This is a genomic window from Arthrobacter sp. NicSoilB11, from assembly GCF_019977375.1.
Taxonomy (GTDB): domain Bacteria; phylum Actinomycetota; class Actinomycetes; order Actinomycetales; family Micrococcaceae; genus Arthrobacter.
Genome location: NZ_AP024657.1, coordinates 2,630,693 through 2,655,328, shown reverse-complemented (window position 1 = coordinate 2,655,328; position 24,636 = coordinate 2,630,693). Strand labels below are relative to the sequence as shown.

Here is a 24,636-nt window from a genome sequence, read left to right as displayed (position 1 = left end):
TGGGGCCAATCCCAGGCACGTCCGGGACGCGCCAGGGCCGGGCCCGCTCGTTGCAGCGGACCCGGCCTTGGTCATGTGGGGAAGAGAGGGCTTACTTGGGCATGAGGACGGAGTCGACCAGGTAGACCGTCGCATTCTTGGTCTTGACGCCGCCGCAGACCACGTTGGCGTTGTCCACCTTGAGGTTGTCGCCGCTGCCGGTGACGGTGACGGAGCCGCCCTGGACCGTGGCGTGCGTGCCGGCAATCTTGTCCGGGGTGATCTGGCCGGGAACCACGTGGTAGGTCAGGATCTTGCTGAGCAGCGCATCGTCCGTCTTCAGGGTCTCGATCGTGGCGGCGTCGATCTTCTTGAAGGCGTCGTCCACCGGCGCGAAGACGGTGAATTCGCCGCCGTTGAGCGTGTCAACCAGGTCCACCTTGGGGTTCAGCTTGCCGGAGACTGCAGCGGTGAGCGTGGTCAGGATCGGGTTGTTGGAGGCGGCGACGGCCACCGGGTCCAGGGCCATGCCCTCCACCGAGCCCGCACCGGTGGGAACCTGCTTGGCGTAGGCGGCGCAGCCTGGGCCAACCAGGTTTGCGGCCGGGTCCATCATGCCGGCCGAGGAGCTGGCCGACGCACTGGCGGACGGGGACGCCATGCTGGAGCTGGGGGAGGATGACATCGGCGCCGACGACGCCGACGAACCGGAGGTGCTGCCGGAACCGCCACATGCGGTGAGGCTGAGCAGAGCGGCCGCTGCAACGCCTGCGACGGTGAAAGTTGTGCGCTTGAAGGTCTGCATTTCAGTTCTCCTTGGATCGTTTTGCCTGCCGCCCCGGATGGGATGTCCGCGGCCTGCAGTCTGCCTTGGGGTAAGCACCTGCCCTTGGCTGGTGTCTCAATGGCTATTCGGCCGTTGGGCAGTGGTGGATGGGTGATCTTTGGAGTTTTTCGATTTGAGGCACTAATCCGGCCCAAGCACCGTCATGCCTTTAACGCAAAATCCCCCGGCCGAAGCCGGGGGATCCCAGGTGCGCAAGGGGGGACTTGAACCCCCACGCCCGAAGGCACAGGAACCTAAATCCTGCGTGTCTGCCAATTTCACCACTCGCGCGCGGTTTCCTGCCGGGAACCCTGAAGGTTCGACGGCGGATGCCAGTGTCCATTGTAGCGTTGCCCGGGTACGTGGCTGGGAGGGTGCCTGGACAACTGACAGGGGCGGTTGCCTGCGGGGTCAGTTGTCCAGATTGAGGTCCCGCCGCAGTTTGGCGACGTGTCCCGTGGCGCGGACGTTGTATTGGGCAAGGGAAACGTTGCCAGAGGGGTCCACGACGATTGTGGAGCGGATAAGGCCCTGGTACGTCTTGCCGTAGTTCTTCTTTTCGCCCCAGGCGCCGTAAGCCTCGGCCACCGCGTGGTCCGCGTCGGAGAGCAGGGGGAACGTCAGCGACTCGTTGGCAGCGAACTTGGCCAGTTTTTCAACCCGGTCGGGGGAGATGCCAAGGACGTCGTAGCCGGAGGCCTGCAGCGACGCAAGGCTGTCCCGGAAGTCGCAGGCTTCCTTGGTACAGCCGGGCGTGGAGGCAGCCGGGTAGAAATACACAATGGTGGAGCGGCCGGGCCGGGGAGCCAGGCTGACGTCCTTGCCGGTCGAATCCTGAAGAGTGAAAGCGGGTGCTTTGTCGCCGGTAACGAGTCTTTCAGCCATTGTTTTTCTCCTTGTCGCGGGCGGGACACAACAGCCTAGTAAGCACGTGGGGCGAGTGCTAATCGGCATTTGGCTATACTTGCTGCTATGCCTGATATGGATCACTGGCCCACAGGGCGCCTCCTGTCCACTGCTGCGCGCCTCGTTGAACACTCCTGGAACGAAAAACTTGGCGCCATCGGACTCACCCACGCCGGTGTTATCGCCATCGAGGTCCTTGCCGCGCAAGGACCCATGACCCAGGCGCAGCTTGCCCAGTATGTCCGTGTCCAGGCCCAGACCATGGGCAAGACACTCAGCCGGCTTGAGTCCCACGGCCACATCGTCCGGGTCCGCAGCACCTCGGACCGCAGGAGCCACGTCGTGTCGCTCACCGAGCAGGGCAAGGAAGCCGTTGCCCAGGCGGTGGAGATGGAGCGCTCCGTGCTTGCATCGGCGTCGATCGACCCCGAACTGCTGCGCCAGGAACTCAAGGCCGTAGTGCGCGAACTGGCCAGCCAGTTCTCCACCACGCCCAGCAACGCGGGCGACCTGGTGGACAACGCCGCCAAGTAGCAGTTGGCCCCGCAGGCCGTTTAAGGAAAAGCGCGGTCCCGGCATGGAAAAGCCGGGACCGCGCTTTTTTGGTGCCCGACTGCAGGGTGCCCGTTCCGGACGCCGTGAAGCCCTAAAACAAAACAGCCTCCGGTTTGTGTTTCCACAAACCGGAGGCTGTTTTCCCAGTGGTGCACCCCCCGGGACTTGAACCCGGAACCCATTGATTAAGAGTCAATTGCTCTGCCAATTGAGCTAGAGGTGCATCTTTTTTGCTTCCATCCCCGGGCTTTTTCTTTCCCGTTGATCTCCGCAACGACATGAAACTCTACACGAACTTTTGGTGCAAGTGAAATCGGCCCGGGTGGCGGTGCGTGAATCACTGGAATGGGCGCAAAACCAGCACGAAATCAGGGTTTTCGTTGTTCGTCAGCAGCCACAAACCTCCCTGCGGGGTCCGAATCACGTCGCGGATCCGGCCGTATCCGCCTGTGACATAGGCCACAGGGGTGCCCGCCTCTGTCCCGTTGAGCGGCACCGTCCACAGGCGCTGCCCCCGGAGGGCACCCAGATAGGCAACGCCCCCGGCTATCTCCAGTCCGCTGGGTGAAGAATCGCTCGTCGACGGCCACACCACTTTCGCATCCTGGAACTCCGCCCGGTGCGGTGCGCCGGTGACCAGCGGCCAGCCGTAGTTGGCGCCCGGCATAATCAGGTTCAGTTCGTCGTCCACCTCGGGTCCAAGCTCGCTGGCCCACAGCCTGCCGGCGTCATCCCAGGCCAGGCCCTGGACGTTCCGGTGGCCCAGGCTGTAGGTGGCGTTGCCGAACGGGTTGCCCGGGGCGGGGCTGCCGTCGGGCGTAAGCCGAAGAATTTTTCCGCCCAGGGCGTTGGGGTCCTGCGGCTGCCCGCGGCGCTGGGCGTCGCCGGTGCCCACGTACAGGAGGCCGTCCGGGCCAAAGCGGATCCTGCCGCCGTTGTGGGTGGTGGCCTTTGGGATTCCTGTAAACACAACCTGGGGCTGGCCGAGCGCCAGGGAACCATCGCCATTGGCCTTGACGGTAAACCGGATGATGCGGTTGTCCTCCTGTGCGGTCAGGTAGGTGTACAGCAGGTGGTCCGTGGCGAAGTGCGGGGACAGTGCCAGGCCAAGCAGGCCCCCTTCCCCGGCGGGGACCACGCCCGGGATTTTGCCAAGCGTTGTGGCTTTTCCTTCCCGGACGGCCTTCAGGAGCGCTGTGTCCCGCTCGGAGATGATGGCGGTGCCGTCCGGAAGGAAGACCGCCGCCCAAGGGATGCTCAGCTGCAGGTCCAGCCGTTCCTGCACCGCCGGTACGGGGGCAGAAGAAGCGGAAGGGGCAGGGGCGGTAGAGAGTGGGGGAACAACGACGGCGGTTTCCGGCGGGGTGCCGCGGCTTGCCGTGCCTGTGGCCGGTGCAGGCGGCCCGGGGGTCCCCGTGCAGGCGGCAAGCGCCAGGGACAGGGCCAGCGCCAGGCACGATGCCAGCACCTTGGATGAGTCCAGGCAAGGAAGGCCCGCCGCAACGCGGCGGGCCTTCCTCCTCTTAGAGCCGTTTGCGCCGGGGCGCGCGGAAGCCGGCGGCCTCCGCGTGTGCGGCAGATTCAAACCAGACTTCCGCCCGGGTCTGCTCATAGTCGGGATGTCCTTCTTCGTAGTAGACCATCGCGGCGGCATCGCCCTTCACGGTGTAGTCCGCCGGTCCGCTCCCATCGGGGCCCGGCGCGGCCGAACCTGCGCCATAGGGCTCATCTGCTGCGAGGTGTCCGGCCGGCTCGACGGCAGCCATACCCTGTGCCTGAGCGCCCTGGGCGTGACCGCCTTGTGGCGGCGCGCCCTGCCCGGCCGCTGCCACGTCCTGCCCGGCCGCGGGCACACCCTGGTCCTGGCCGGAGGGCTGGTGGTGATCCGCCCCGTTCTCCACCAGGGCGGAGGACTGGGTGCGGTCCAGTGTTTCGGCCGCTGCGGCCTGTCCCTCGGTGCCATCGGCGGCTGGCGGCACGGCCGGCTCCTGGTGGGCCGGTGATGCGGACGTGTCGGCGTGGTGCCGTGGCGCGTGCCCGCCGGCCGGCTGCGCTGGCGCCGCGCCGCCGTCGTCCGTGCCTTCCAGTGCAGCCGTTTCAGCGCCGGGAAGCGTGGGGGCGTGCGGTGCCGTGTACTCGTCATGGTGGACCGGGCGGGTCGCCGGGGGTGAAGCCTGCCCGGACGGCGCCCCGGCGGGAGCTCCGGCCTGTGCCGGCTGTTCCGCGGGAGTTCCGGCTGCACCTACGGCGGAGGAGCCTGAACCGGAGCCGGCCTCGGACCACTGGGTTTCCCACTCGGCCTGGTCTGCCGCCTGGTTCTGTGCCTGGTCCTGGCTGCGACCGTCCCCGTCCTCTGTGCTGCCGGGTGACGTGCTGCGGGGCGACGTGCCGCCTGCCGGAGTGCCGGCGCTGGATGCAGCGGCGGAATCAGCCGGTTCCTCAGCGGTGGGAAGGACGGCCGGTTCGGCGGGCTTTCCGAACCCCGCCGCCGTGGGGATGCCGGTGGTGCCCGCAGCCTGGGCGGAGGCCGCGGCACTGCCGCCTTCGAGCGCTCCATCGGTCCGGACCCTGTCCGTCCCTGCCCCCGCCGATGATCCGCCGCGCTGATTGGCGGACCTGCTGCGGTTCACCAGCCAGCCGATGATGATGATGACGATAACGACGAGAATGATCCAGAAAACAATGTCCATGGCAGGCCTTTCGGTCCAAGTGGCTCGGTGTCCTGTCCCCGACGCTACGTCGGGTCACCACTGCTGTCCAGAGATCCCGCGCCACGCCGGGGGAGTCATGGCCGTGAAGCTCCTGCGGCCGGTCGGGACCCGGCATGCGCTGCGCTGAGTCTCGAAATATGAGACGAATGTCCACTATTTGACAACCATTTCCGTGCCTTTTGGCCCAACCTCTGCGCAGACTGTCGTTTCCGCGACGGTCCGAGCCCTAGACTTTCCCCTATGAGTGACGCCCAGACCGCCTCCGAGACCACGCCTGACATCAAACCCCGCAGCCGCGTCGTGACCGACGGGATCCATGCGGCCCCCGCGCGCGGCATGTTCCGGGCGGTCGGGATGGGGGATGACGACTTCGCCAAGCCGCAGGTGGGCGTGGCGAGTTCATGGAATGAGATCACCCCCTGCAACCTCTCACTGAACCGGCTTGCGCAGGGCGCCAAGGAAGGCGTCCACGCAGGTGGCGGGTTCCCCATGCAGTTCGGCACCATCTCCGTCTCCGACGGCATCTCGATGGGCCACGAGGGCATGCACTTCTCCCTGGTTTCCCGCGAGGTCATCGCCGACTCCGTTGAGACCGTCATGCAGGCGGAACGGATCGACGGTTCGGTCCTCCTGGCCGGCTGCGACAAGTCCCTGCCCGGCATGCTGATGGCGGCGGCCCGACTGGACCTTGCCAGCGTGTTCCTCTACGCCGGCTCCATCATGCCCGGCTGGGTCAAGCTCGAGGACGGCTCCGAGAAGGAAGTCACCCTCATTGACGCCTTCGAAGCCGTCGGCGCATGCGCGGCCGGCAAGATGAGCATGGAGGACCTCACCCGCATCGAAAAGGCCATCTGCCCCGGCGAAGGCGCCTGCGGCGGGATGTACACGGCCAACACCATGGCCTGCATCGGCGAGGCCCTGGGCATGTCCCTGCCCGGCTCGGCCGCACCGCCCTCGGCAGACCGCCGTCGTGATGAGTTCGCCCGCAAGTCCGGCGAAGCCGTGGTCAACCTCCTGCGCAAGGGCATCACGGCCCGCGACATCATGACCAGGGAGGCCTTCGAGAACGCCATTGCCGTCACCATGGCCTTCGGCGGCTCCACCAACGCCGTCCTGCACCTGCTGGCCATTGCCCGCGAAGCCGAGGTTGAGCTCACCCTTGACGACTTCAACCGCATTGGCGACAGGATCCCGCACCTGGGCGACCTGAAGCCTTTCGGCCGCTACGTGATGACCGACGTCGACAGGATCGGCGGCGTGCCGGTGATCATGAAAGCCCTGCTCGACGCCGGCCTGCTCCACGGCGACTGCCTCACCGTCACGGGCAAGACCGTTGCGGAAAACCTGGAAGCGATCAACCCGCCGGACGTGGACGGAAAGATCCTCCGCGCTTTGGACAATCCCATCCACAAGACCGGCGGCATCACCATCCTTCACGGCTCCATGGCGCCCGAAGGCGCCGTCGTCAAGAGTGCCGGATTCGACGCCGATGTCTTCGAGGGAACCGCCCGCGTGTTCGAGCGCGAACAGGGCGCCCTGGACGCGCTGGACAACGGCAAGATCCAGGCGGGCGACGTCGTCGTGATCCGCTACGAAGGACCCAAGGGCGGCCCCGGCATGCGCGAAATGCTCGCAATCACCGGCGCCATCAAGGGGGCAGGCCTGGGCAAGGACGTCCTGCTGCTCACCGACGGCCGGTTCTCCGGCGGCACCACCGGCCTGTGCATCGGCCACGTTGCCCCGGAAGCGGTCGACGGCGGCCCCATCGCCTTCGTGAAGGACGGTGACAGGATCCGGGTGGACATCGCCGCCCGCAGCTTCGACCTGCTGGTGGACGACGCAGAACTGGAAGCCCGGAAGGTGGGCTGGGAGCCGCTCCCTGCCCGCTACACCAAGGGCGTGCTCGCCAAGTACGCCAAGCTGGTGCACAGCGCCAGCCAGGGCGCCTACACCGGCTGACGGGTGATCCCTTCCCAAGTGATGCGGCGCGGCCGCCGCATCACTTGGGGCCCTCGGGATCCCCCTTATTAAGCCCTGCCGCCTGTGCGGTTGGGTTTCGGTCGGTCCTTCCGAGATAGGATCAAAGAGTGGACAACGGGGTCCACATGGTGAGATAGGGTTGTCGCTCGTTGACACCTGTCTCACCGAGAGGGAAGACTGAACGCATGACTTTCGTTACCGCCGGCACCGTCGTCGTCCTTACCAAGCGCGTGGCACATTAGCCTCCACTGGTAACGAACCGTCACGCGCGAAACCCCTCACAGAGCCACCCGGCTGAGGGGTTTTTTTATTTCCCTCAGCCAGAAACCACAGAAGATCCACAAGGAAGAGTCCGATGAGCAAAGGATCGCCCATCAGCCCCTCGCTGATGGCCACCAAGTCCGCTGGAGCCGCCAAGGCTCCGGAACGCGCCGACCGGACGGCTGACCACGCCGCCGTCGTCGCCGACCTTGCTGCCGTCTCTCCTGTCCTTGGGCCGAACAACGTCGTACCCCCGACGGTGATGACCGGCTCGCAAGCAATCGTCCGCTCGCTCGAAGAACTCGGCGTCGACGACATTTTCGGTTTGCCGGGTGGCGCGATCCTGCCCACCTACGACCCCTTGATGGCCTCCACCATGAACCACGTGCTGGTCCGTCACGAACAGGGAGCCGGCCACGCCGCGCAAGGCTACGCCATGGTCACCGGGCGGGTTGGCGTCTGCATCGCCACCTCGGGTCCCGGGGCCACCAACCTCGTTACCGCCATCATGGATGCCCACATGGACTCCGTGCCGCTGGTGGCCATCACCGGCCAGGTGTCCAGCGGCGTCATCGGCACCGACGCCTTCCAGGAAGCCGACATCGTGGGCATCACCATGCCCATCACCAAGCACTCCTTCCTGGTGACCGACCCCAACGACATCCCGCACGTCATGGCCGAAGCCTTCCACCTGGCTTCCACCGGCCGTCCGGGCCCTGTGCTTGTCGACGTCGCCAAGGACGCCCAGGTGGGCCAGATGACGTTCTCCTGGCCGCCGAAGATCGACCTGCCCGGCTACCGGCCGGTCACCCGCGGCCACAACAAGCAGGTCCGCGAGGCGGCCAAGCTCATTGCGGCGTCCACCAAGCCGGTACTGTACGTGGGCGGCGGCGTGGTCAAGGCACACGCGTCAGCTGAACTGCTTGCACTCGCCGAAGCAACCGGGGCACCTGTGGTCACCACCCTGATGGCCAAGGGCGCATTCCCGGATTCGCACCCGCAGCACGTGGGCATGCCCGGCATGCACGGCACCGTTTCCGCCGTCACGGCCCTGCAGCAGTCCGACCTGCTGATCACCCTCGGAGCCCGCTTCGATGACCGCGTGACCGGCGTGCTGAAGACCTTCGCGCCCAACGCCAAAGTCATCCATGCGGACATCGACCCGGCCGAGATCTCCAAGAACCGCACCGCCGATGTGCCCATTGTGGGGTCCGTCAAGGAGATCATCCCGGAACTGACCGAGGCCGTACGCAGCCAGTTCGAGGCCTCCGGCGCCCCTGACCTGACCACCTGGTGGGCCTTCCTTAACAACCTCAAGGAAACCTATCCGCTGGGCTGGACGGAGCCTGACGACGGCCTCATCGCACCGCAGAAGGTCATCCAGCGGATCGGCGCCCTGACCGGGCCTGAAGGCGTTTACGTGGCCGGCGTGGGCCAGCACCAGATGTGGGCTGCCCAGTTCATCAAGTACGAGCGCCCCCACGCATGGCTGAACTCCGGCGGCGCGGGAACCATGGGCTACGCCGTGCCGGCGGCCATGGGCGCCAAGGTGGGCGAGCCGGACCGGGTGGTCTGGGCCATCGACGGCGACGGCTGCTTCCAGATGACCAACCAGGAACTGGCCACCTGCGCCATCAACAAGATCCCCATCAAGGTTGCTGTCATCAACAACTCCTCGCTGGGCATGGTGCGCCAGTGGCAGACCCTCTTCTACGAGGGCCGCTACTCCAACACCGACCTCAACACCGGCCACGACACCGTCCGCATCCCGGACTTCGTCAAGCTGGGGGAGGCCTACGGCTGTGCCTCGTTCCGCTGCGAACGCGACGAGGACATTGACGCCACCATCCAAAAGGCCCTCGAAATCAACGACCGCCCCGTGGTTATCGACTTCGTGGTGAGCCCCAACTCCATGGTGTGGCCGATGGTGCCCGCCGGCGTGAGCAACGACCAGATCCAGGTTGCCCGCAACATGACCCCGGAATGGGAAGAGGAAGACTGAGCATGAGCCGCCACACACTCTCCGTCCTGGTTGAGGACAAGCCCGGCGTCCTGACCCGCGTGGCCAGCCTGTTCGCCCGCCGCGCCTTCAACATCAACTCCCTGGCCGTTGGCCCCACCGAAGTGCCGGGCGTATCCCGCATGACGGTGGTGGTCGACGCCGACGGCGACCTCATCGAGCAGGTCACCAAGCAGCTCAACAAACTGATCAACGTCATCAAGATCGTTGAGCTGACCCCAGAATCTTCCGTACAGCGCGACCACATCCTGGTCAAAGTACGTGCGGATGCCGCAACACGTCTGCAGGTAACCCAGGCCGCAGACCTGTTCCGTGCCTCAGTGGTCGACGTCTCCACCGACTCCGTCGTCATTGAGGCCACCGGCCACCCCGAAAAGCTCACGGCACTGCTTTCAGTGCTGGAGCCCTTCGGCATCCGCGAAATTGTGCAGTCCGGCACCCTGGCCGTTGGACGGGGATCCCGCTCCATGAGTGACCGGGCGCTCCGCTCCGCCTAGGCACCTGCCCAAGGCGGGCCCCGCGCCCGTAACCGCAGCACCGCAAGACCACTATCTACAACCACTCAAGAGGAGTTACGCAAGTGACTGAAATGTTCTACGACGACGACGCCGATCTGTCGATCATCCAGGGCCGCAAGGTTGCCATCGTTGGCTACGGTTCCCAGGGCCACGCCCACGCGCTCAACCTGCGCGATTCCGGCGTCGAGGTCGTCATCGCCCTGAAGGACGGCTCCAAGTCGACCGCCAAGGCGCAGGATGCAGGCTTCACGGTCAAGAACGTTGCCGACGCCGCCGAATGGGCTGACGTCATCATGATCCTGGCGCCGGACCAGCACCAGCGCGCGATCTACAACGACTCCATCAAGGACAAGCTGACCCCCGGCAAGGCACTGGCGTTCGCCCACGGCTTCAACATCCGCTTCGGCTACATCCAGGCACCGGAAGGCGTTGACGTCATCCTGGTCGCCCCGAAGGCTCCGGGCCACACCGTGCGCCGCGAGTTCGAGGCCGGCCGCGGCATCCCGGACATCATCGCCGTCGAGCAGGACGCGTCCGGCAACGCCTGGGAGCTGGCCAAGTCCTACGCCAAGGCCATCGGCGGCACCCGCGCGGGCGTCATCAAGACCACCTTCACCGAAGAGACCGAAACGGACCTCTTCGGCGAGCAGGCTGTCCTCTGCGGCGGCGTTTCCCAGCTGATCCAGTACGGCTTCGAGACCCTCACCGAGGCCGGCTACCAGCCGCAGATCGCCTACTTCGAGGTGCTGCACGAGCTCAAGCTCATCGTCGACCTCATGTGGGAGGGCGGCATCGCCAAGCAGCGCTGGAGCGTCTCGGACACCGCAGAATACGGCGACTACGTCTCCGGCCCGCGCGTCATCACCCCCCAGGTGAAGGAAAACATGAAGGCCGTCCTGGCCGACATCCAGTCCGGTGCCTTCGCCAAGCGCTTCATCGAGGACCAGGACAACGGCGGCGTGGAGTTCAAGGAACTGCGTGCCAAGGCCGAGCAGCACCCCATCGAGGCTGTCGGCCGCGAACTGCGCTCCCTGTTCTCCTGGCAGCAGCAGGACGTCGACTACGTGGAAGGCTCCGCAGCCCGCTAAGGCTGCCAGCCCAACCACATAGACCGCAACGGTGAGGCCGGGTTCACACTTAACAATGTGAGCCCGGCCTTTCCGTCGGCCTAGACTTGTTTCCATCCCCAGGACTGCAACGCAGAGGATCAGCCGTGTCAAAACCCGTAGTACTGCTCGCCGAAGAACTTTCCCCCGCCACCGTCGAGGCCCTTGGCCCGGACTTTGAAATCCGCCAGACCGACGGTGCCGACCGTTCCCAGCTGCTTTCTGCGATCAGTGACGTAGACGCCATCCTGGTCCGCTCCGCCACCCAGGTTGACGCCGAAGCCATCGCTGCGGCCAAGAACCTGAAGGTCATTGCCCGTGCCGGCGTGGGGCTGGACAACGTGGACATCAAGGCCGCCACCCAGGCCGGCGTCATGGTGGTCAACGCGCCCACGTCCAACATCGTGTCCGCCGCTGAACTCACCGTGGGCCACATCCTGAGCCTGGCCCGCCACATCCCGCAGGCCAGCGCCGCCCTCAAGGACGGCGAATGGAAGCGCTCCAAGTACACCGGCATCGAGCTGTTCGAAAAGAAGATCGGCATCATCGGCCTGGGCCGGATCGGTGCCCTGGTGGCAGCCCGCCTGAAGGGCTTCGACACCAAGATCCTTGCCTACGACCCCTACATCACCTCCGCCCGCGCCGCGCAGCTGGGCGTGCAGCTGGTGACCCTGGACGAACTCCTGGCCCAGTCGGACTTCATCACCATCCACATGCCCAAGACGCCCGAGACGGTGGGCATGCTGGGCGCTGACTCGTTCAAGAAGATGAAGAGCACCGCCTACGTGGTCAACGTGGCCCGCGGTGGCCTGGTGGACGAGGAAGCCCTCTTCACCGCCCTCCAGGACGGCGAGATCGCCGGCGCCGGCGTGGACGTCTTCGCCAAGGAGCCCAGCACCGACCTGCCGTTCTTCAAGCTCGACAACGTGGTGGTGACCCCGCACCTGGGCGCCTCCACCGACGAAGCCCAGGAGAAGGCCGGCGTCTCCGTGGCCAAGTCCGTCCGCCTCGCCCTCGCCGGCGAGCTGGTGCCGGATGCCGTCAACGTTGCCGGCGGCGTCATTGCCCCCGACGTCCGCCCCGGCATCCCGCTGATCGAGAAGCTGGGCCGCATCTTCACCGCGCTGACCCACGCCTCCCTGACCCAGTTCGACGTCGAGGTGGCCGGCGAAATCTCCTCACTCGACGTCAAGGTCCTGGAACTGGCCGCGCTGAAGGGTATCTTCGCCGACGTCGTGACCGAACAGGTGTCCTATGTCAACGCCCCGGTGATCGCCGAGCAGCGCGGCATCAACGTCCGCCTGATCACCACGCCGGAGACCGAGTCCTACCGCAACGTCCTGACCCTGCGCGGCGCCCTCAGCGACGGCAGCCAGATCTCCGTGGCCGGCACCCTGACCGGTCCCAAGCAGATCGAGAAGCTGGTGGGCATCAACGGCTTCGAGGTTGAGATCCCCATCAGCGAGCACCTCGTGGTGGTTGCCTACACCGACCGCCCCGGCGTGATCGGAACCATCGGCCACATCCTGGGCATGAACAACATCAACATCGCCGGCATGCAGGTGGCGCGTTCCAACGAGGGCGGCCAGGTCCTTGCCCTGCTGACCATCGACAGCTCTGTGCCGCAGCAGGTGCTGGACGCCATCAAGGCAGGCATCGGCGCTGAGATGGTCCGGGAAGTGGACCTGGAAGACTAACGCGACACACCGGCCGAAACGCCGCTGCCGCCCCTCCGCAAGGCTTCGTCCACTGCGGAGCCACGTATGATTGGCCGGTCTGCTTACAATGGCTTGGTCCTGATTCAGGACCGTAGCCGGCAGACCGGCCAATACCTTTCGCACATCCGTCCGTCATTGTCCACGTCTGCCCGGGCGGATGGAAGTGTGCGCACGCAATCCAGGTTTCAGGGAGTTCCATGAACGCCGTCCAGAGGTTCATCAGAAGCAGGGTGCTGCTGTTGACCGCGGCCATCTTGATCGCAGCCATGTGCTTGTCGGTCCTCGTTCAAAGCCAGTCACAGGCTGCGCTCAACCGCACGGTTGATGAAAACTCGAGGGGGCTCTACGACATCCTGGTCCAGGCCAAGGCACCCTCCGGGGCCCTCCTGCAGCCCGAGATCGCCAACGGCGCCGGCGGCATCGGCTTCGACCAGCTGGACTCCATCCGGAAGCTGTCCGGCACGTCCGTGGCGGCCCCCATCAGCCTGGTCTCGCGGGTCACCCAGAACCTTGAGACGCCCCGGCTCGACGCCATGGACTACCTCGGCTACAACGCCGGGCTGGCCGGCACCGCCACCGCGGACCAGGCGGCGGGTGCCACCTCACCGGACAAGTGGCCGGCCGCTGAATCGGTCCTGACCGATGCCGCCAAGAAGTACCGGCTGACCGCCAGCGCAGTGAGCTCTGACGGCAACTCGGAGCAGACCCTCTTCAAGACCACCGCCGAGGGCACGCTGGGCAAGGCCCGGCTCGTGGAGGAAAAGGCCCAGGGCGGCAGCAGCATCCGCATCGCCCCGGCGGCGGGGGAGACCGGCATCAAATTCCCCGCCCCCGCCGGCGGCTCCGAGCACAATCTCTTCAACCTTTCCGTCGCCCTCCCGCTGGCTCCCGAGGTCACCGAATCCGTGGTGGCAGTGGACCCGGCCGCTGAACGGGCCCTGCTGGGCTCCGCGGGCGACTTCCTGGCCCCGTTGGAGAAGGCCCCGCCCGCCGACGCACGCGACGCGGGCGCCGTGGGCCGCTACCTGGAAGGCCTCTTCACCAACGGCATCAGCATGGACCAACTCAAGGAAGGTCCGGACTTCCTGGGCGTCAAGCTCAAGTACTGGGCTCCGCTGATGACCCAGTACCAGCAGGCCAAGCGCACCGGCCAGCTGACCAGCGGCTCGCAGGCCGTCCCGCTGATCGTGCGTTCCGGAACATCCCTGGACCTGAAGTACAACGTCAAGATCGAGGAGATTGACGACGCCGGCAAGGTAGTCAAGGACGTCGGCACCGTGTCGAAGTCCCTGGGCAAGGATTACCTGCCGTTCGTCTCGAAGGACCCGTTCGTTTTGTCATGGCCGGGCTCCACGGACCACTCGTCGCTGCTGGGCAACAACGGCAACTTCAACGCGGGCCTGTACACCCCGGCAAAGTGGAGCACCAACTTCGCCGGCGCCCCCAAATACAACGACAGTGACACAGCGGCCAACGGTGCCGTGGACAAGACCGCTGTTCCCGGCGAATGGGTCACCGTCAACCGCCTTCCTGACAAGGCCGCCAACGGCGCGCCCGTTGACCAGACCCAGCGGAACCCGGTGGACGAGCGGTCCTACCGGGACAACCTGTCCACCGGCCAGCAGCAGGCGGCAACGCCGTTGCCCATGGTGTACGGCACGTTCGACCCCGCCGCTGTCGAGGCGGCCTCCGGGGACGTCAACAAGCTCCCGCTGGGCGGCTACGACCCCACGCCGTTCACGCTGGTCAAGGATGCTGCCGGCAAGGATGTTCCCGCAGCAGACCTGAAGCCCTCGTTGAGCGCCACCGGGCTGGCCAGCCAGTCCGCCGGTGCCATCACCGACTACTACGGACTCGCAGCAGCGCGCGGCTACAAGCAGAACGCCGCCGTCATCGACGCCGTGCGCGTCCGCGCCAAGGCGCCGGGCAGCTGGAAGGACGCCCAGCCCGAGGTGGAGAAGCTCGCCGCCGAGATCAGGGACATGGGCCTGGACGCCACCGTGGTGGCCGGTTCGGCGCGTGAGGACACCAGCATCTTCGTTCCCGGCTACTCCAAGGACGGAGCCGGCAAGGAGTCCGCCCTGGGCACCGTCCAGCAGTCCTGGGTCCGGCAGAACGCTGCCGAAGCCGTGGCCGGAGCACTGTCCGGAACGAACATCACGCTGCTGTTCCTCACCCTGTGCGGCGCCGCCCTGCTGACGGGGGCCTCCACCGTGAGCTACATCCGGAAACGGCGCAGCGAGGCAGGAACCCTGCGGGCCATGGGCTGGACCCAGCGGCGGATCCGCAGCTGGGTACTTGAGGAATTCGGCGTCGGGGCCGTACTGCTCGCCGCCGCCGGCATCGTGCTGAGCCTGGTGAGCTGGAGCCTTGCCACCGCACTGGTGTGCGCCGCCGTCCTGGTCCTGTACTGCGGCGCGGCCCTCTTCGCCGCGCAGCAGCTCCGCCACCGCGACGTGATCGACCAGGAGCCGCAGCACGACGAACGGCTCATCCCGGTGGATTCGCCGCTGACCTTCGCCAACCGGCAGCTGAGCACCAACAAGTTCAACACGTTGTCCCTGGCGGTTGCGGTCGGCGTCTTCGGTGCCGCCGTCGGCGGGCTGATCGCCCTGCTGATCGACATCCCGCGGGCAGCGGGTGCAAGCGCGCTGAGCGGCCTGGCGGCGGCCAGCGTCACCCTGCCGAGCATCCTGCTGGCGCTTGCGGGGGTGGCCGTGGGACTGGTGCTCACCCTGGTGACAGGCCGCTTCGAGCTCAACGCCAAGCGGCAATACCTTGGCATCCTCCAGGCGATGGGCTGGAACCCTGACATGCTCCGCCAGGTCCGTTTGTTCGAGAACGCACTGGTGGGAACCGTGGCCCTGCCGCTGGGCGTGCTGGGCGCCCTGGGCATCGGCCTGCTGCTGGCACCCTACGCGGCCATCTGGGCCGCCGTAGCCGGCCTGGTGGCTGTAATTTGCTGGATACCTATTGCAACGAAAGTGGTCCAATGACAAACCCGACGAACCTCCAGCGCAGCCGCAGGAGCGGCTCCAACGAGGTCCCCCTGCAGACCCGGGCCAACACCATCGTCAAGTCGGCCGACCACGCCACCCCGCTGGAGATGCGCGACATCACCATCCGCTATGGCGGTGGAAAGGGCGGCGCCGAGGCCGTGAGCGTGGTGGAAGGCTTCGACCTGACCCTGCACGCCGGCGAAATGCACTGTGTGGCCGGCCGAAGCGGCTCCGGCAAGACCAGCATCCTGACCGTCGGCGCGGGACTCACCCTGCCGACGTCGGGCCGCGTTTTCTGGGAAGGCGATTCGCTCGAAAGCATGGGCGACGACGAAATCGCCGACCGCCGTCGTGCACTGATCGGTTATGTGGACCAGGGCGGTGCCCTGATCGACGGCATGAGCGCACTGGAGAACGTGCTCCTGCCTGCCGTTCCGGACGGCGAAGTGGACCAGCGGCGCGACATGGCCAAGGACCTCCTGGACCTGGTGGGCCTTGGCCGGCGGATGCGGCACCGTCCCGCCCAGCTGTCCGGCGGTGAACGGCAGCGCGTGGCGATCGCCCGCGCCCTGATCCTGGGCACCAGGGTCCTGGTGGTGGACGAGCCCACAGCCAGCCTGGACCGTGCCTCTGCCAACCGCATTATCAGTATCCTGAAGGACACCACCTCTGACGGGATCGCCGTCCTGGTGGCCTCCCACGACCACGAACTGGTCCGGCTGAGCGATACCCTGACAGAACTGATCTAGCCCCGCCCACTCCGCACTGAAGGTAACCGTCCGAACGTGACTGCTCCAGAAAAAACGCCGTTCTACATCACCACGGCCATCACCTACCCCAACGGTGTGCCGCACATCGGCCATGCCTACGAGTACATAGCCACCGACGCCATGGCGCGCTTCAAGCGGCTGGACGGTTATGACGTGATGTTCCTGACCGGCACGGACGAGCACGGCATGAAGATTGCCCAGACCGCGGAGAAGGAGGGCGTCACGCCCAAGGAGCTGGTGGACCGGAACGCGGAGGTCTACATGGCCGCGCACGCCGCGCTGGGCATCAGCTACGACCGCTTCATCCGCACCACGGACGAGGACCACTACGCTGCCTCGCAGGCCATCTGGAAGAAGATGGAAGCGAACGGGGACATCTACCTCTCCAAGTACGAGGGCTGGTACTCCGTCCGGGACGAAGCCTTCTATGGCGAGGATGACACCGTGGTCAAGGACGACGGCGTGCGCTACTCGAAAGAGACGGACACTGAGGTGACGTGGACGGCGGAGGAGAGCTACTTCTTCCGGCTGTCCGCCTACCAGGACAAACTGCTGGCACTGTATGAATCCCACCCGGAATTCGGCGCGCCGCAGTACCGGTTCAACGAGGTCATCAGCTTCGTCAAGCGCGGGCTGGAGGATCTGTCCATCAGCCGGACCACGTTCGACTGGGGCGTTCCCGTGCCCGGCAACGACAAGCACGTCATGTATGTCTGGGTGGACGCGCTGACCAACTACCTCACGGGCGTCGGTTACCCGGATGTGGACTCGGACAAGTTCCGGAAGTACTGGCCCGCCGACGTCCACATCATCGGCAAGGACATCTCCCGGTTCCACGCCATCTACTGGCCCGCCTTCCTGATGAGCGCAGGGCTGGATCTGCCCAAGCGGGTCATGATCCACGGGTTCCTGCACAACAACGGGGTCAAGATGTCCAAGTCCCTGGGCAACGTGGTGGCTCCTGCCGATTTCGTTGCCCGCTATGGGCTGGACCAGGTGCGGTTCTTCTTCCTCCGCGAAGTCCCGTTCGGGGCCGATGGCAGCTACAACCACGAGGCCATCGTGGGGCGCATGAACGCGGACCTGGCGAACAACTTCGGCAACCTCGCACAGCGGTCGCTGTCCATGGTGGCGAAGAACTGCGGCGCCTCGGTTCCCACCCCCGGAGAGTTCACGGCTGCGGACCAGGCCATCCTTGACCAGGCCAACGGCCTGCTGGACGCCGCCCGCGCCGCCTTCGACAAGCAGGAATTCAGCCGCGCCCTGGAAGCTGTCTGGGGCGTGCTGCACCACACCAACGCCTACTTCGCCGATCAGGCGCCCTGGGTCCTGCGGAAGACCGACGTCGAACGCATGAACACCGTCCTGTACGTGACCCTGGAGGTCCTGCGGATCGTGGCCATCCTGGCCCAGCCGGTCATGCCCAACGCCACGGCCAAGCTCCTGGACGCCCTGGGCCAGGCAGAAGGTGAAGCCCGCCAGTTCGCCGCCATCGCCAGCCCGATCGTCCCGGGAACGGCACTGCCGGCTCCCACTCCTGTGTTCCCCAAGTTCGAGGAACCGGCCGAAGCCTGAGGTTCCGGCGCACGAAAGGGCAGGTGAGGCGGACTTCCGCGCCACCTGCCCTTTCCCGTTCCGGCGCCCTGGCCCGGCCGTCGGCGGGCTATGCGGCGGCAAGCCCCTGGACAGGCGACAGCCGTGCCGCACGCCGGGCAGGAATGACCGACGCCAGCAGGCCGGCGACCACGGCCACGGCCAGTACCCCCAACAACTGCAGCCAAGGGACGGAGGGTGTGACCTCGGCCAGGCTGCCGAGGGCGGACCGCGCCCCCAGCCAGCCATAGACGCTGCCCAGGACAGCACCAATCACTGCGGCGACGCCGGCCACCAGGGCTGCCTCAAGGGCCAGCATGCCCCGCAGCTGGCCTTTGGTAAGGCCCAGCGCCCGGAGCAGGGAGTTCTCCCTGGTCCGTTCGAGCACGGACAGCGACAGTGTATTGGCCACGCCGATCAGCGCGATCAGCACCGCCACCCCCAATAGGCCCGTGACCACTAGGAGCAGTACGTCGATGACCTCATTGAAGGTGACCCGCTCTATGGCGGCGCCGCTGACCGCACCCGCGGACACGCCTGCTGCCTGGGCAACAGCGGACTGGATGTCCTTGATCCGGTCTGCGGACAGCGGTGCGCCGCCGGGAGCGTCCGCCAGGCGCAGCCAGACGGCACTGGCCGCGGGGCCGGTGCCATCGGTCCGCGCACTGTCTGTTGGGGCAACGCCACTGCCCGTCAGGCCCGACTGGCGGGCGGTGTCGGTGGACACCAGGGCCGGGATGTTGCGGGTCCGCAGCACCACGGCTTCCAAGGTGGCCCGTCCGGCGGCGCCGTTGACCTCAACGGATCCGGCCGGGGAGCCTTCGGGCAGGTAGATCCTGCCCGGTTCAAGGGTAATAGTGGTGTCGCGGAGCAGCCGGCCGGCCTCCGCCGCGTCGAGGGCATAGACGGGGCTGTCCATGCCTTCGCCGGCCATGGTGCCTGCTACCGGCAGCAAGGCCGCAGTAGCGACGCCGTCGATCCGTGCTACTGCGTCACGCTCGAGGGCTGTCAGTGCACCCCCGGTGATGGCCATATCCACGGGGTAGGTACCGGCGAGGGCGTCATCAAACGCCTGGCGGGCAGTGGCAGCCCCGGTCATCATGAGGGACACCAGCGTGACGCCGATCAGGAGGGCGGCAGCGGTGACGGAAGTCCGGGCCGGGTTGCGGACGGCATTGAGTGCGGCCAGCTTCCCGGGGACGCCGGCAGGGGAGGCCAACCGTCCCGCCAGGCCCACCAGCTGCGGGACGAACAGGGTGGCGCAGAGCAGGACTCCGACGAAGGAGAGCACGCCGCCGGCGAAGGCCACCACCAGCATCACGCCCGCGGCGCCGAGGGCCAGCAACGGAATACCAAGGGCAAGGGCGGCAAGGCCCAGCACCAGTCGCACTCGGCCGCGCCGGTTCCCGATTCCGGCATCGTCAGCCGGCCGCAGGGCAGCAAGCGGAGCCACGGCCGTGGCAGCTTTCGCGGGAACCAGGGCGGCGCCCAGGGTCAGGAATGTGCCTACTGCCAGCCCCGCAATGACGGACGACGACGGGACGGCCATGGTGGCAAACGCCATGTCCGGCTGCGTCCCGGCCCAGCCGATCAGGGCAGCCATCAGGGCGACGGCGGCGAGCACACCAGCCGCAGAGGACACCAGGCCCACCACCAGGGCTTCGGCCAGGACCGAGTTGCGTACCTGGCTCCGGCACGCCCCCAGGCACCTGAGCAGCGCCAGTTCCCTGGTGCGTTGGGCCACCAGCACCGCGAAGGTGTTGGTCACCACCAGGCCGGAGACAATCAGGGCGACCCCGGCGAACGCCAGCAGGATGATTGTCAGTTCATCTTGGCCTCCGGTCATCATCGCCACCTGGGCGGTGACCTGTTCGTCTGCTGTTTTGACCTGCGCGCCTGCGCCGACGCCGGTGAGCGCCGCCAGCACGTTCTTGCTGGTTGTGGCGGCGTCGGTGCCTGAAGCCAGGGCCAACTGGATGGTCCCGTAGCCGGCGCCGGCGCCGGTACCACCTTGCGGGTCCCGGGCACCGGCTGCCAGGGCACTGACGGCCGGTGTCCCGGCGACGATCTGCGGGAGGGCAGAGGTGAAGGGGTCGTTGCTGCCGCGAAGGATCCCGGTGACGGTCATGGCCACGGTTGTGGCGCCGTCGGGGGCCCTGAGGGTCAGGGAGTCGCCGACGCGCAGCCCATAGCGGGCGGCGGCAGCCCTGTCCACCGCAACGCCGTCAGCACTCTCCGGGAGGGCGCCGTCGGTCACGGCCGCGGTTTCCAAGGCCATCGGCGCCAGGTTCCGGGCCTGCGCAAACACCTCCTGGCCGCCGGCGGTGAACTCGGCGTACGCCTCCATCCGGCCATAGGCCTCGGTCACGCCAGGTACCGCACGGACTGCTGCCAGGGCGGCATCATTGAAGGTTCCCGTGTCCGGGGTGGCGATGAGGCCGGCCTTGCTGTAAGCCTCTCCGAGGCTGGCACCCAGCGAAGCACGGGTACTCGCCCCCATCATCAGGGTGGTGGACAGGAACGCCACTGACAGCATCACCGCCAGGCCGACGGCAATGAACCGGCGGCTGTGGGACTGGAATTGCGAGAAGGCAACGCGCAGCACGATCAGCCTCCCAGCTTGCCGAGGGCAGCGAGGACGGACCCGGCGGTGGGCTCGGCGATCTCGCCCACCAGACCGCCGTCACTCATCAGGACCACGCGGTCGGCGTAGCTGGCCGCCACCGGATCGTGGGTGACCATGATGATCGTCTGGCCCATTTCCCGGCTGCTGCGGCGCAGCAGTGCCAGGACCTCGCCGCCGGCGGTCGAATCAAGGTTGCCGGTAGGTTCGTCCCCGAACACCACGTCGGGCCGGGTCAGCAGGGCCCGGGCCACGGCCACCCGCTGCTGTTGACCGCCGGAGAGCTCGTGCGGCCGGTGCCGGAGCCTGTCCTTAAGGCCAAGCGTGGCCACCACTGTGTCGAACCAGGCGGTGTCGGTGGCCTTGTTTGCCAATGCCAGCGGCAGCGTGATGTTCTGTTCGGCTGTCAGCGTCGGCACGAGGTTAAAGGCCTGGAAGACAAATCCGATCCTGTCGCGGCGAAGAGTGGTGAGCTGCTTGTCGTTCAGGGCCGTGATGTCCGTCCCGCCCACCAGGATCCGTCCGGAGTCCGCGGTGTCCAGGCCGGCGAGGCAGTGCATCAGGGTGGACTTTCCGGAGCCGGAAGGGCCCATTATTGCGGTGAAGCGGCCAGCATCGAATGTGACGCTGACCTCACGCAGGGCGCTGACGCGGGTGGCGCCGCGGCCGTACGTCTTGGCCAGGGAGAGGGCCTGCACGGCGGGAGCGGAGGTGATGTTTTGCCTGTTAAAAGCAGTATGGGCATGCGCGGAAGTTGTCATGTTTCCACGCTATGGCCGCACCCGGCGCCCGGGGATCGGCCGGTGGTCTGGTCCTGCCGGGGCCGGCCTCATACCCAGGTCTGAGACCACCGCGCCAGGCGTCAGCCCCCGGGAGTGACAACCCCGGTCTCGTAGGCGAGCACGACTGCCTGGACCCGGTCCCGTGCCCCAAGCTTGGCCAGGATGTGCCCTACATGCGTTTTGACGGTTGCTTCGGAGACAAACAGGTCTGCCGCGATCTCAGGGTTGGATCGCCCTTGTGCCATGAGGGTGAACACTTCGCGCTCGCGGGCTGTGAGCCGTTCGACGGCCTCGTGGTCCTCGGGCCGTTCGTTGCCGTGCGCGCGCAGCAGCGGAGCTACGTGGTCCAGGAGCCGGCGGGTGGTGGAGGGGGCGATGACGGCGTCCCCGCGGTGGACCGTGCGGATGGCTTCCAGCAGTTCCTCCGGCGGGGCGTCCTTCAGGAGGAAACCGCTGGCGCCGGCTTCGATTGCCGCCAGTGCGTACTCGTCCAGATCGAAGGTCGTGAGCACCACGACGCGAAGTTCAGCCCTGGCTGACCCGGCGGGGGCGGAAGCGGCGCGTTCGATAAGCCGGCGGGTGGCCTCGATGCCGTCCATTCCCGGCATGCGCACGTCCATCAGGACGACGTCGGCGGCTGCTGCTCCGAGGGCCTGGAGTGCCTCGAGCCCGTTCCCGGCCTCGACCACGACGTCAAGGTCCGGCTGGGAGTTGATCAGCATTCTGAATCCCGAGCGCACCAGTTGCTGGTCATCGACCAGCGCCACTCGGATCGGAGCGGTTGTGTCACGGTCTAGTGGCAAAGTCATGCTCAAGCCTCGGTGTAGGGAAGGAAGGCCGAAACCTGGAAGCCCCCGCCCGCGGCCGGACGGGCCGCCAACGAACCATCGTAAAGGCTGATCCGTTCCCGCATGCCCCGCAGCCCGTTACCGCCGTCTTCCCCGGCACCCACCGCCGGATGGGCAGCAGCGCCCCGGCCGTCGTCGTGCACTTCGAGCTGCAGCCCGCGTGGCTGCCACCGCACCAAAACCCGGGCCCGGGCCCGCGGACCTGCATGCTTGAGGACGTTCGTCAGGGATTCCTGGAGGACCCGGTATGCCGTGAGTTCGGCGCCCGGAGGCAGGGTGCGCCGCGGCGATCCCAGCTGTTCGACGTCCAGCGGCAGGCCGGCCGAACGGAACCCCAGGAACAGCTCATCGAGGTCCACAAGTCCGGGCAACGGGCGGGTGGTGGACTCATCGCCGTGCCGCAGCACACCCAGCAGCCGGCGCATTTCCGCCAACGATTCCCGTGCCGTGGCGGCGACGGTGGCCAGCGTTTCCGTGGCCACGGCAGGGTTGGCTGCCGCTGCGTATCGTGCACCGTCGGACTGGGTGATGATCACGGACAGGGAATGCGCCACGATGTCGTGCATCTCACGGGCAATGTGGGCGCGTTCATCGGCGGCGGCCAGGGAGCGTTCCTGCTGTTGTTCGGTTTCGAGCCGACGGGCACGGTCCGCGAGGGTCTGCAGTTGCTGACGGCGGACGCGTGTCAGGTCCCCGAGGGTCCAACTGAACAACACCAGCATCCAGATCAGTACGGTGTACACGGCACTAATGGTGAGGCCCAGCACGCCCGTTTGGGCCGTGCTGCTGAGGTTTCGGGTGGTCAGCAGCACGCCGCCCAGCAGGCCCAGGCCCAGGACCGACCGGCTGGCCCGGGCAGGACCGTAGGCGGCAACGGCATAGATGATCAGCGGAACAGCCATCAATCCCGCCAGGGGCTCCAGCCCGGATGCCCATAACGCCAGAGATGCCACCACAATGGCGCCCGCCGCGGGCACCGGCCGGGTGCGTCGCCATGCCAGCGGCACCACCAGTGCGCTCGACAGCACGAAGTGCCAGGGTCGGTCCGCGATGAGGTACACCGGGCCGCAGAAAAGCAGGAGCGCCAGCATGAGGACCAGGTCCACCCGGAAGGTGTTGACCCGGAGCCAGTGATAAGCCTTGTGCCGTAATTCCACCCCGAAACTCTATGCTGATGCGGTGGCGGGTGCCTCATGCCTGGGGCTGATCGCTGTACACGTCCGGGACTCCAACGCCGCCGACGGACCCGGTGTCCGGAATATGGGACGGCTTGACCAGCATATGGATGGTCTGGCTACCCTGAAGACATGAGCGCATCCTCCATCGATCTTGCAGTTATTCCCGGCGACGGCATCGGCCCCGAGGTCATTGCCGAGGCCCTTAAAGTCCTGGAAAAGGCTGTTGCGGCGGAGGGCGTGGAGCTCAAGCCCACGCATTACGAGCTCGGCGCCGAGCACTGGCTTCGCACCGGCGAGACCCTGCCGGACGACGTCCTGGCCGACCTGAAGACCCGCGACGCCATCCTCTTCGGCGCGGTGGGCGCCGCCCCCGGCGACACCCGGATCCCGTCCGGCATCATCGAGCGTGAGCTGCTCCTCAAGCTCCGGTTCAGCCTGGACCACTACGTCAACCTGCGGCCTTCCCGGCTTTACGGTACCGTCGGCAGCCCCCTGGCCAACCCCGGCACCATCGACTTCATCGTGGTCCGCGAAGGCACCGAAGGGCCCTACGTCGGGAACGGCGGCACCCTGCGTGCGGGCACCCCGCACGAGGTAGCCACCGAAGTTTCCCTGAACACCGCCCACGGCGTGGAGCGCGTGGTCCGTGACGCCTTCCGACGCGCCAGCGCGCGGGAACGCAAGCACGTCACCCTGGTGCACAAACACAACGTCCTGGTCTTCGCCGGCCACCTCTGGAAGCGCACCGTCGAAGCCGTCGCCCAGGAATTCCCGGACGTCACTCACGACTACCTGCACGTGGACGCCGCCACGATCTTCATGGTCACGGACCCGTCCCGCTTCGATGTCATCGTCACGGACAATCTGTTCGGCGACATCATCACCGACCTCGCCGCTGCCATCACCGGCGGCATCGGCCTGGCCGCCTCCGGCAACATCAACATGGACCGCACCGCGCCTTCCATGTTCGAACCGGTCCACGGTTCTGCGCCGGACATCGCCGGCCAGGGCAAGGCAGATCCCACCGCGGCGATCCTCTCCGCGGCCCTCCTGCTGGACCACCTGGGCTACACGGACGCCGCCCGCAGGATTGAAGCTGCCGTGGTTGCCGACGTCGAAAAGCGTGACGGCACCGCACGCAGCACCACGGCCGTGGGCGACGCCATCACCGCCGGCCTTTAGCCCGCGCCGGGGCATCCGGCATCGGGCGTAAGCTTGTCTCGAATCACCAAATGCCGCCCCGCCGTTCAGCGCTGAACGAGG

The 24,636-nt window shown here is 66.8% G+C and carries 18 protein-coding genes and 2 tRNA genes; 10 read left to right on the top strand and 10 right to left on the bottom strand.

What is annotated here, in order from left to right; translation table 11 throughout:
* Nucleotides 1-91: 91 nt before the first annotated feature.
* From LDO14_RS12330 to bcp, 3 genes are all read right to left on the bottom strand, one after another.
* Complete coding sequence (locus LDO14_RS12330) at nt 92-784, bottom strand: fasciclin domain-containing protein (RefSeq protein WP_056387927.1); 693 nt, start codon at nt 782-784, stop codon at nt 92-94.
* A gap of 230 nt (nt 785-1,014) precedes the next feature.
* Nucleotides 1,015-1,096 (bottom strand) — tRNA-Leu (locus LDO14_RS12325).
* A gap of 120 nt (nt 1,097-1,216) precedes the next feature.
* Entirely contained in the window at nt 1,217-1,690 is a 474-nt protein-coding gene (gene bcp / locus LDO14_RS12320; RefSeq protein ID WP_223991963.1) for a thioredoxin-dependent thiol peroxidase, read from the bottom strand.
* A 96-nt stretch (nt 1,691-1,786) separates the two neighbouring features.
* Here bcp and LDO14_RS12315 point away from each other — a divergent pair, with 96 nt between their 5' ends.
* Nucleotides 1,787-2,245, top strand: a complete 459-nt coding sequence (locus LDO14_RS12315; RefSeq protein ID WP_018768344.1) for a MarR family transcriptional regulator — start codon at nt 1,787-1,789, stop codon at nt 2,243-2,245.
* 168 nt (nt 2,246-2,413) lie between these two features.
* Here LDO14_RS12315 and LDO14_RS12310 read toward each other — a convergent pair.
* From LDO14_RS12310 to LDO14_RS12300, 3 genes are all read right to left on the bottom strand, one after another.
* Nucleotides 2,414-2,489: transfer RNA gene (locus tag LDO14_RS12310), tRNA-Lys, on the bottom strand.
* Between the two features lie 114 nt (nt 2,490-2,603).
* Nucleotides 2,604-3,734 (bottom strand): PQQ-dependent sugar dehydrogenase, encoded by a 1,131-nt coding sequence (locus LDO14_RS12305; protein WP_223991962.1) that lies wholly within the window; start codon nt 3,732-3,734, stop codon nt 2,604-2,606.
* Between the two features lie 55 nt (nt 3,735-3,789).
* Nucleotides 3,790-4,956 carry a hypothetical protein gene (locus LDO14_RS12300; protein WP_134163866.1) on the bottom strand — a complete coding sequence of 389 codons (1,167 nt, stop codon included), beginning with the start codon at nt 4,954-4,956 and terminating at the stop codon, nt 3,790-3,792.
* Nucleotides 4,957-5,217: 261 nt separating this feature from the next.
* On the opposite strand from LDO14_RS12300, the gene ilvD reads away from it, so the two are divergent.
* The 8 genes from ilvD (at nt 5,218) to metG (ending at nt 17,924) form a co-directional block, all read left to right on the top strand.
* Nucleotides 5,218-6,936, top strand: coding sequence for a dihydroxy-acid dehydratase (ilvD, locus tag LDO14_RS12295; protein WP_056387922.1), 1,719 nt, complete (start codon nt 5,218-5,220; stop codon nt 6,934-6,936).
* 376 nt (nt 6,937-7,312) lie between these two features.
* Complete coding sequence (locus LDO14_RS12290; RefSeq protein WP_018768341.1) at nt 7,313-9,220, top strand: acetolactate synthase large subunit; 1,908 nt, start codon at nt 7,313-7,315, stop codon at nt 9,218-9,220.
* A 2-nt stretch (nt 9,221-9,222) separates the two neighbouring features.
* A complete protein-coding gene (gene ilvN / locus LDO14_RS12285; RefSeq protein ID WP_018768340.1) occupies nt 9,223-9,735 on the top strand; it encodes an acetolactate synthase small subunit in 513 nt (170 codons plus the stop codon).
* 83 nt (nt 9,736-9,818) lie between these two features.
* Nucleotides 9,819-10,844, top strand: a complete 1,026-nt coding sequence (gene ilvC / locus LDO14_RS12280; RefSeq protein WP_026265624.1) for a ketol-acid reductoisomerase — start codon at nt 9,819-9,821, stop codon at nt 10,842-10,844.
* Nucleotides 10,845-10,969: 125 nt separating this feature from the next.
* A complete protein-coding gene (serA, locus tag LDO14_RS12275) occupies nt 10,970-12,559 on the top strand; it encodes a phosphoglycerate dehydrogenase (RefSeq protein WP_223991961.1) in 1,590 nt (529 codons plus the stop codon).
* 218 nt (nt 12,560-12,777) lie between these two features.
* A complete protein-coding gene (locus LDO14_RS12270) occupies nt 12,778-15,576 on the top strand; it encodes an FtsX-like permease family protein (RefSeq protein WP_018768337.1) in 2,799 nt (932 codons plus the stop codon).
* Entirely contained in the window at nt 15,573-16,328 is a 756-nt protein-coding gene (locus LDO14_RS12265; RefSeq protein ID WP_018768336.1) for an ATP-binding cassette domain-containing protein, read from the top strand. The genes LDO14_RS12270 and LDO14_RS12265 overlap by 4 nt, the downstream gene beginning before the upstream one ends.
* Nucleotides 16,329-16,364: 36 nt before the next feature.
* The gene (metG, locus tag LDO14_RS12260) at nt 16,365-17,924 is read left to right on the top strand and encodes a methionine--tRNA ligase (protein WP_018768335.1); all 1,560 of its coding nucleotides are present in this window, start codon (nt 16,365-16,367) and stop codon (nt 17,922-17,924) included.
* Nucleotides 17,925-18,012: 88 nt separating this feature from the next.
* On the opposite strand, the gene LDO14_RS12255 is transcribed toward metG, so the two are convergent.
* The 4 genes from LDO14_RS12255 to LDO14_RS12240 all read right to left on the bottom strand — a co-directional run bounded on the left by LDO14_RS12255 (nt 18,013) and on the right by LDO14_RS12240 (nt 23,352).
* Nucleotides 18,013-20,547 carry an FtsX family ABC transporter permease gene (locus LDO14_RS12255; protein WP_144599845.1) on the bottom strand — a complete coding sequence of 845 codons (2,535 nt, stop codon included), beginning with the start codon at nt 20,545-20,547 and terminating at the stop codon, nt 18,013-18,015.
* Nucleotides 20,548-20,549: 2 nt separating this feature from the next.
* A complete protein-coding gene (locus tag LDO14_RS12250) occupies nt 20,550-21,326 on the bottom strand; it encodes an ABC transporter ATP-binding protein (RefSeq protein WP_056387913.1) in 777 nt (258 codons plus the stop codon).
* Nucleotides 21,327-21,427: 101 nt separating this feature from the next.
* Nucleotides 21,428-22,156, bottom strand: coding sequence for a response regulator transcription factor (locus LDO14_RS12245; RefSeq protein WP_196804743.1), 729 nt, complete (start codon nt 22,154-22,156; stop codon nt 21,428-21,430).
* A 2-nt stretch (nt 22,157-22,158) separates the two neighbouring features.
* Nucleotides 22,159-23,352 carry a histidine kinase gene (locus LDO14_RS12240; protein ID WP_223991960.1) on the bottom strand — a complete coding sequence of 398 codons (1,194 nt, stop codon included), beginning with the start codon at nt 23,350-23,352 and terminating at the stop codon, nt 22,159-22,161.
* 150 nt (nt 23,353-23,502) lie between these two features.
* Between LDO14_RS12240 and LDO14_RS12235 the strand changes: the two genes are divergently transcribed.
* Entirely contained in the window at nt 23,503-24,555 is a 1,053-nt protein-coding gene (locus tag LDO14_RS12235; protein WP_018768329.1) for a 3-isopropylmalate dehydrogenase, read from the top strand.
* Nucleotides 24,556-24,636 lie beyond the last annotated feature (81 nt).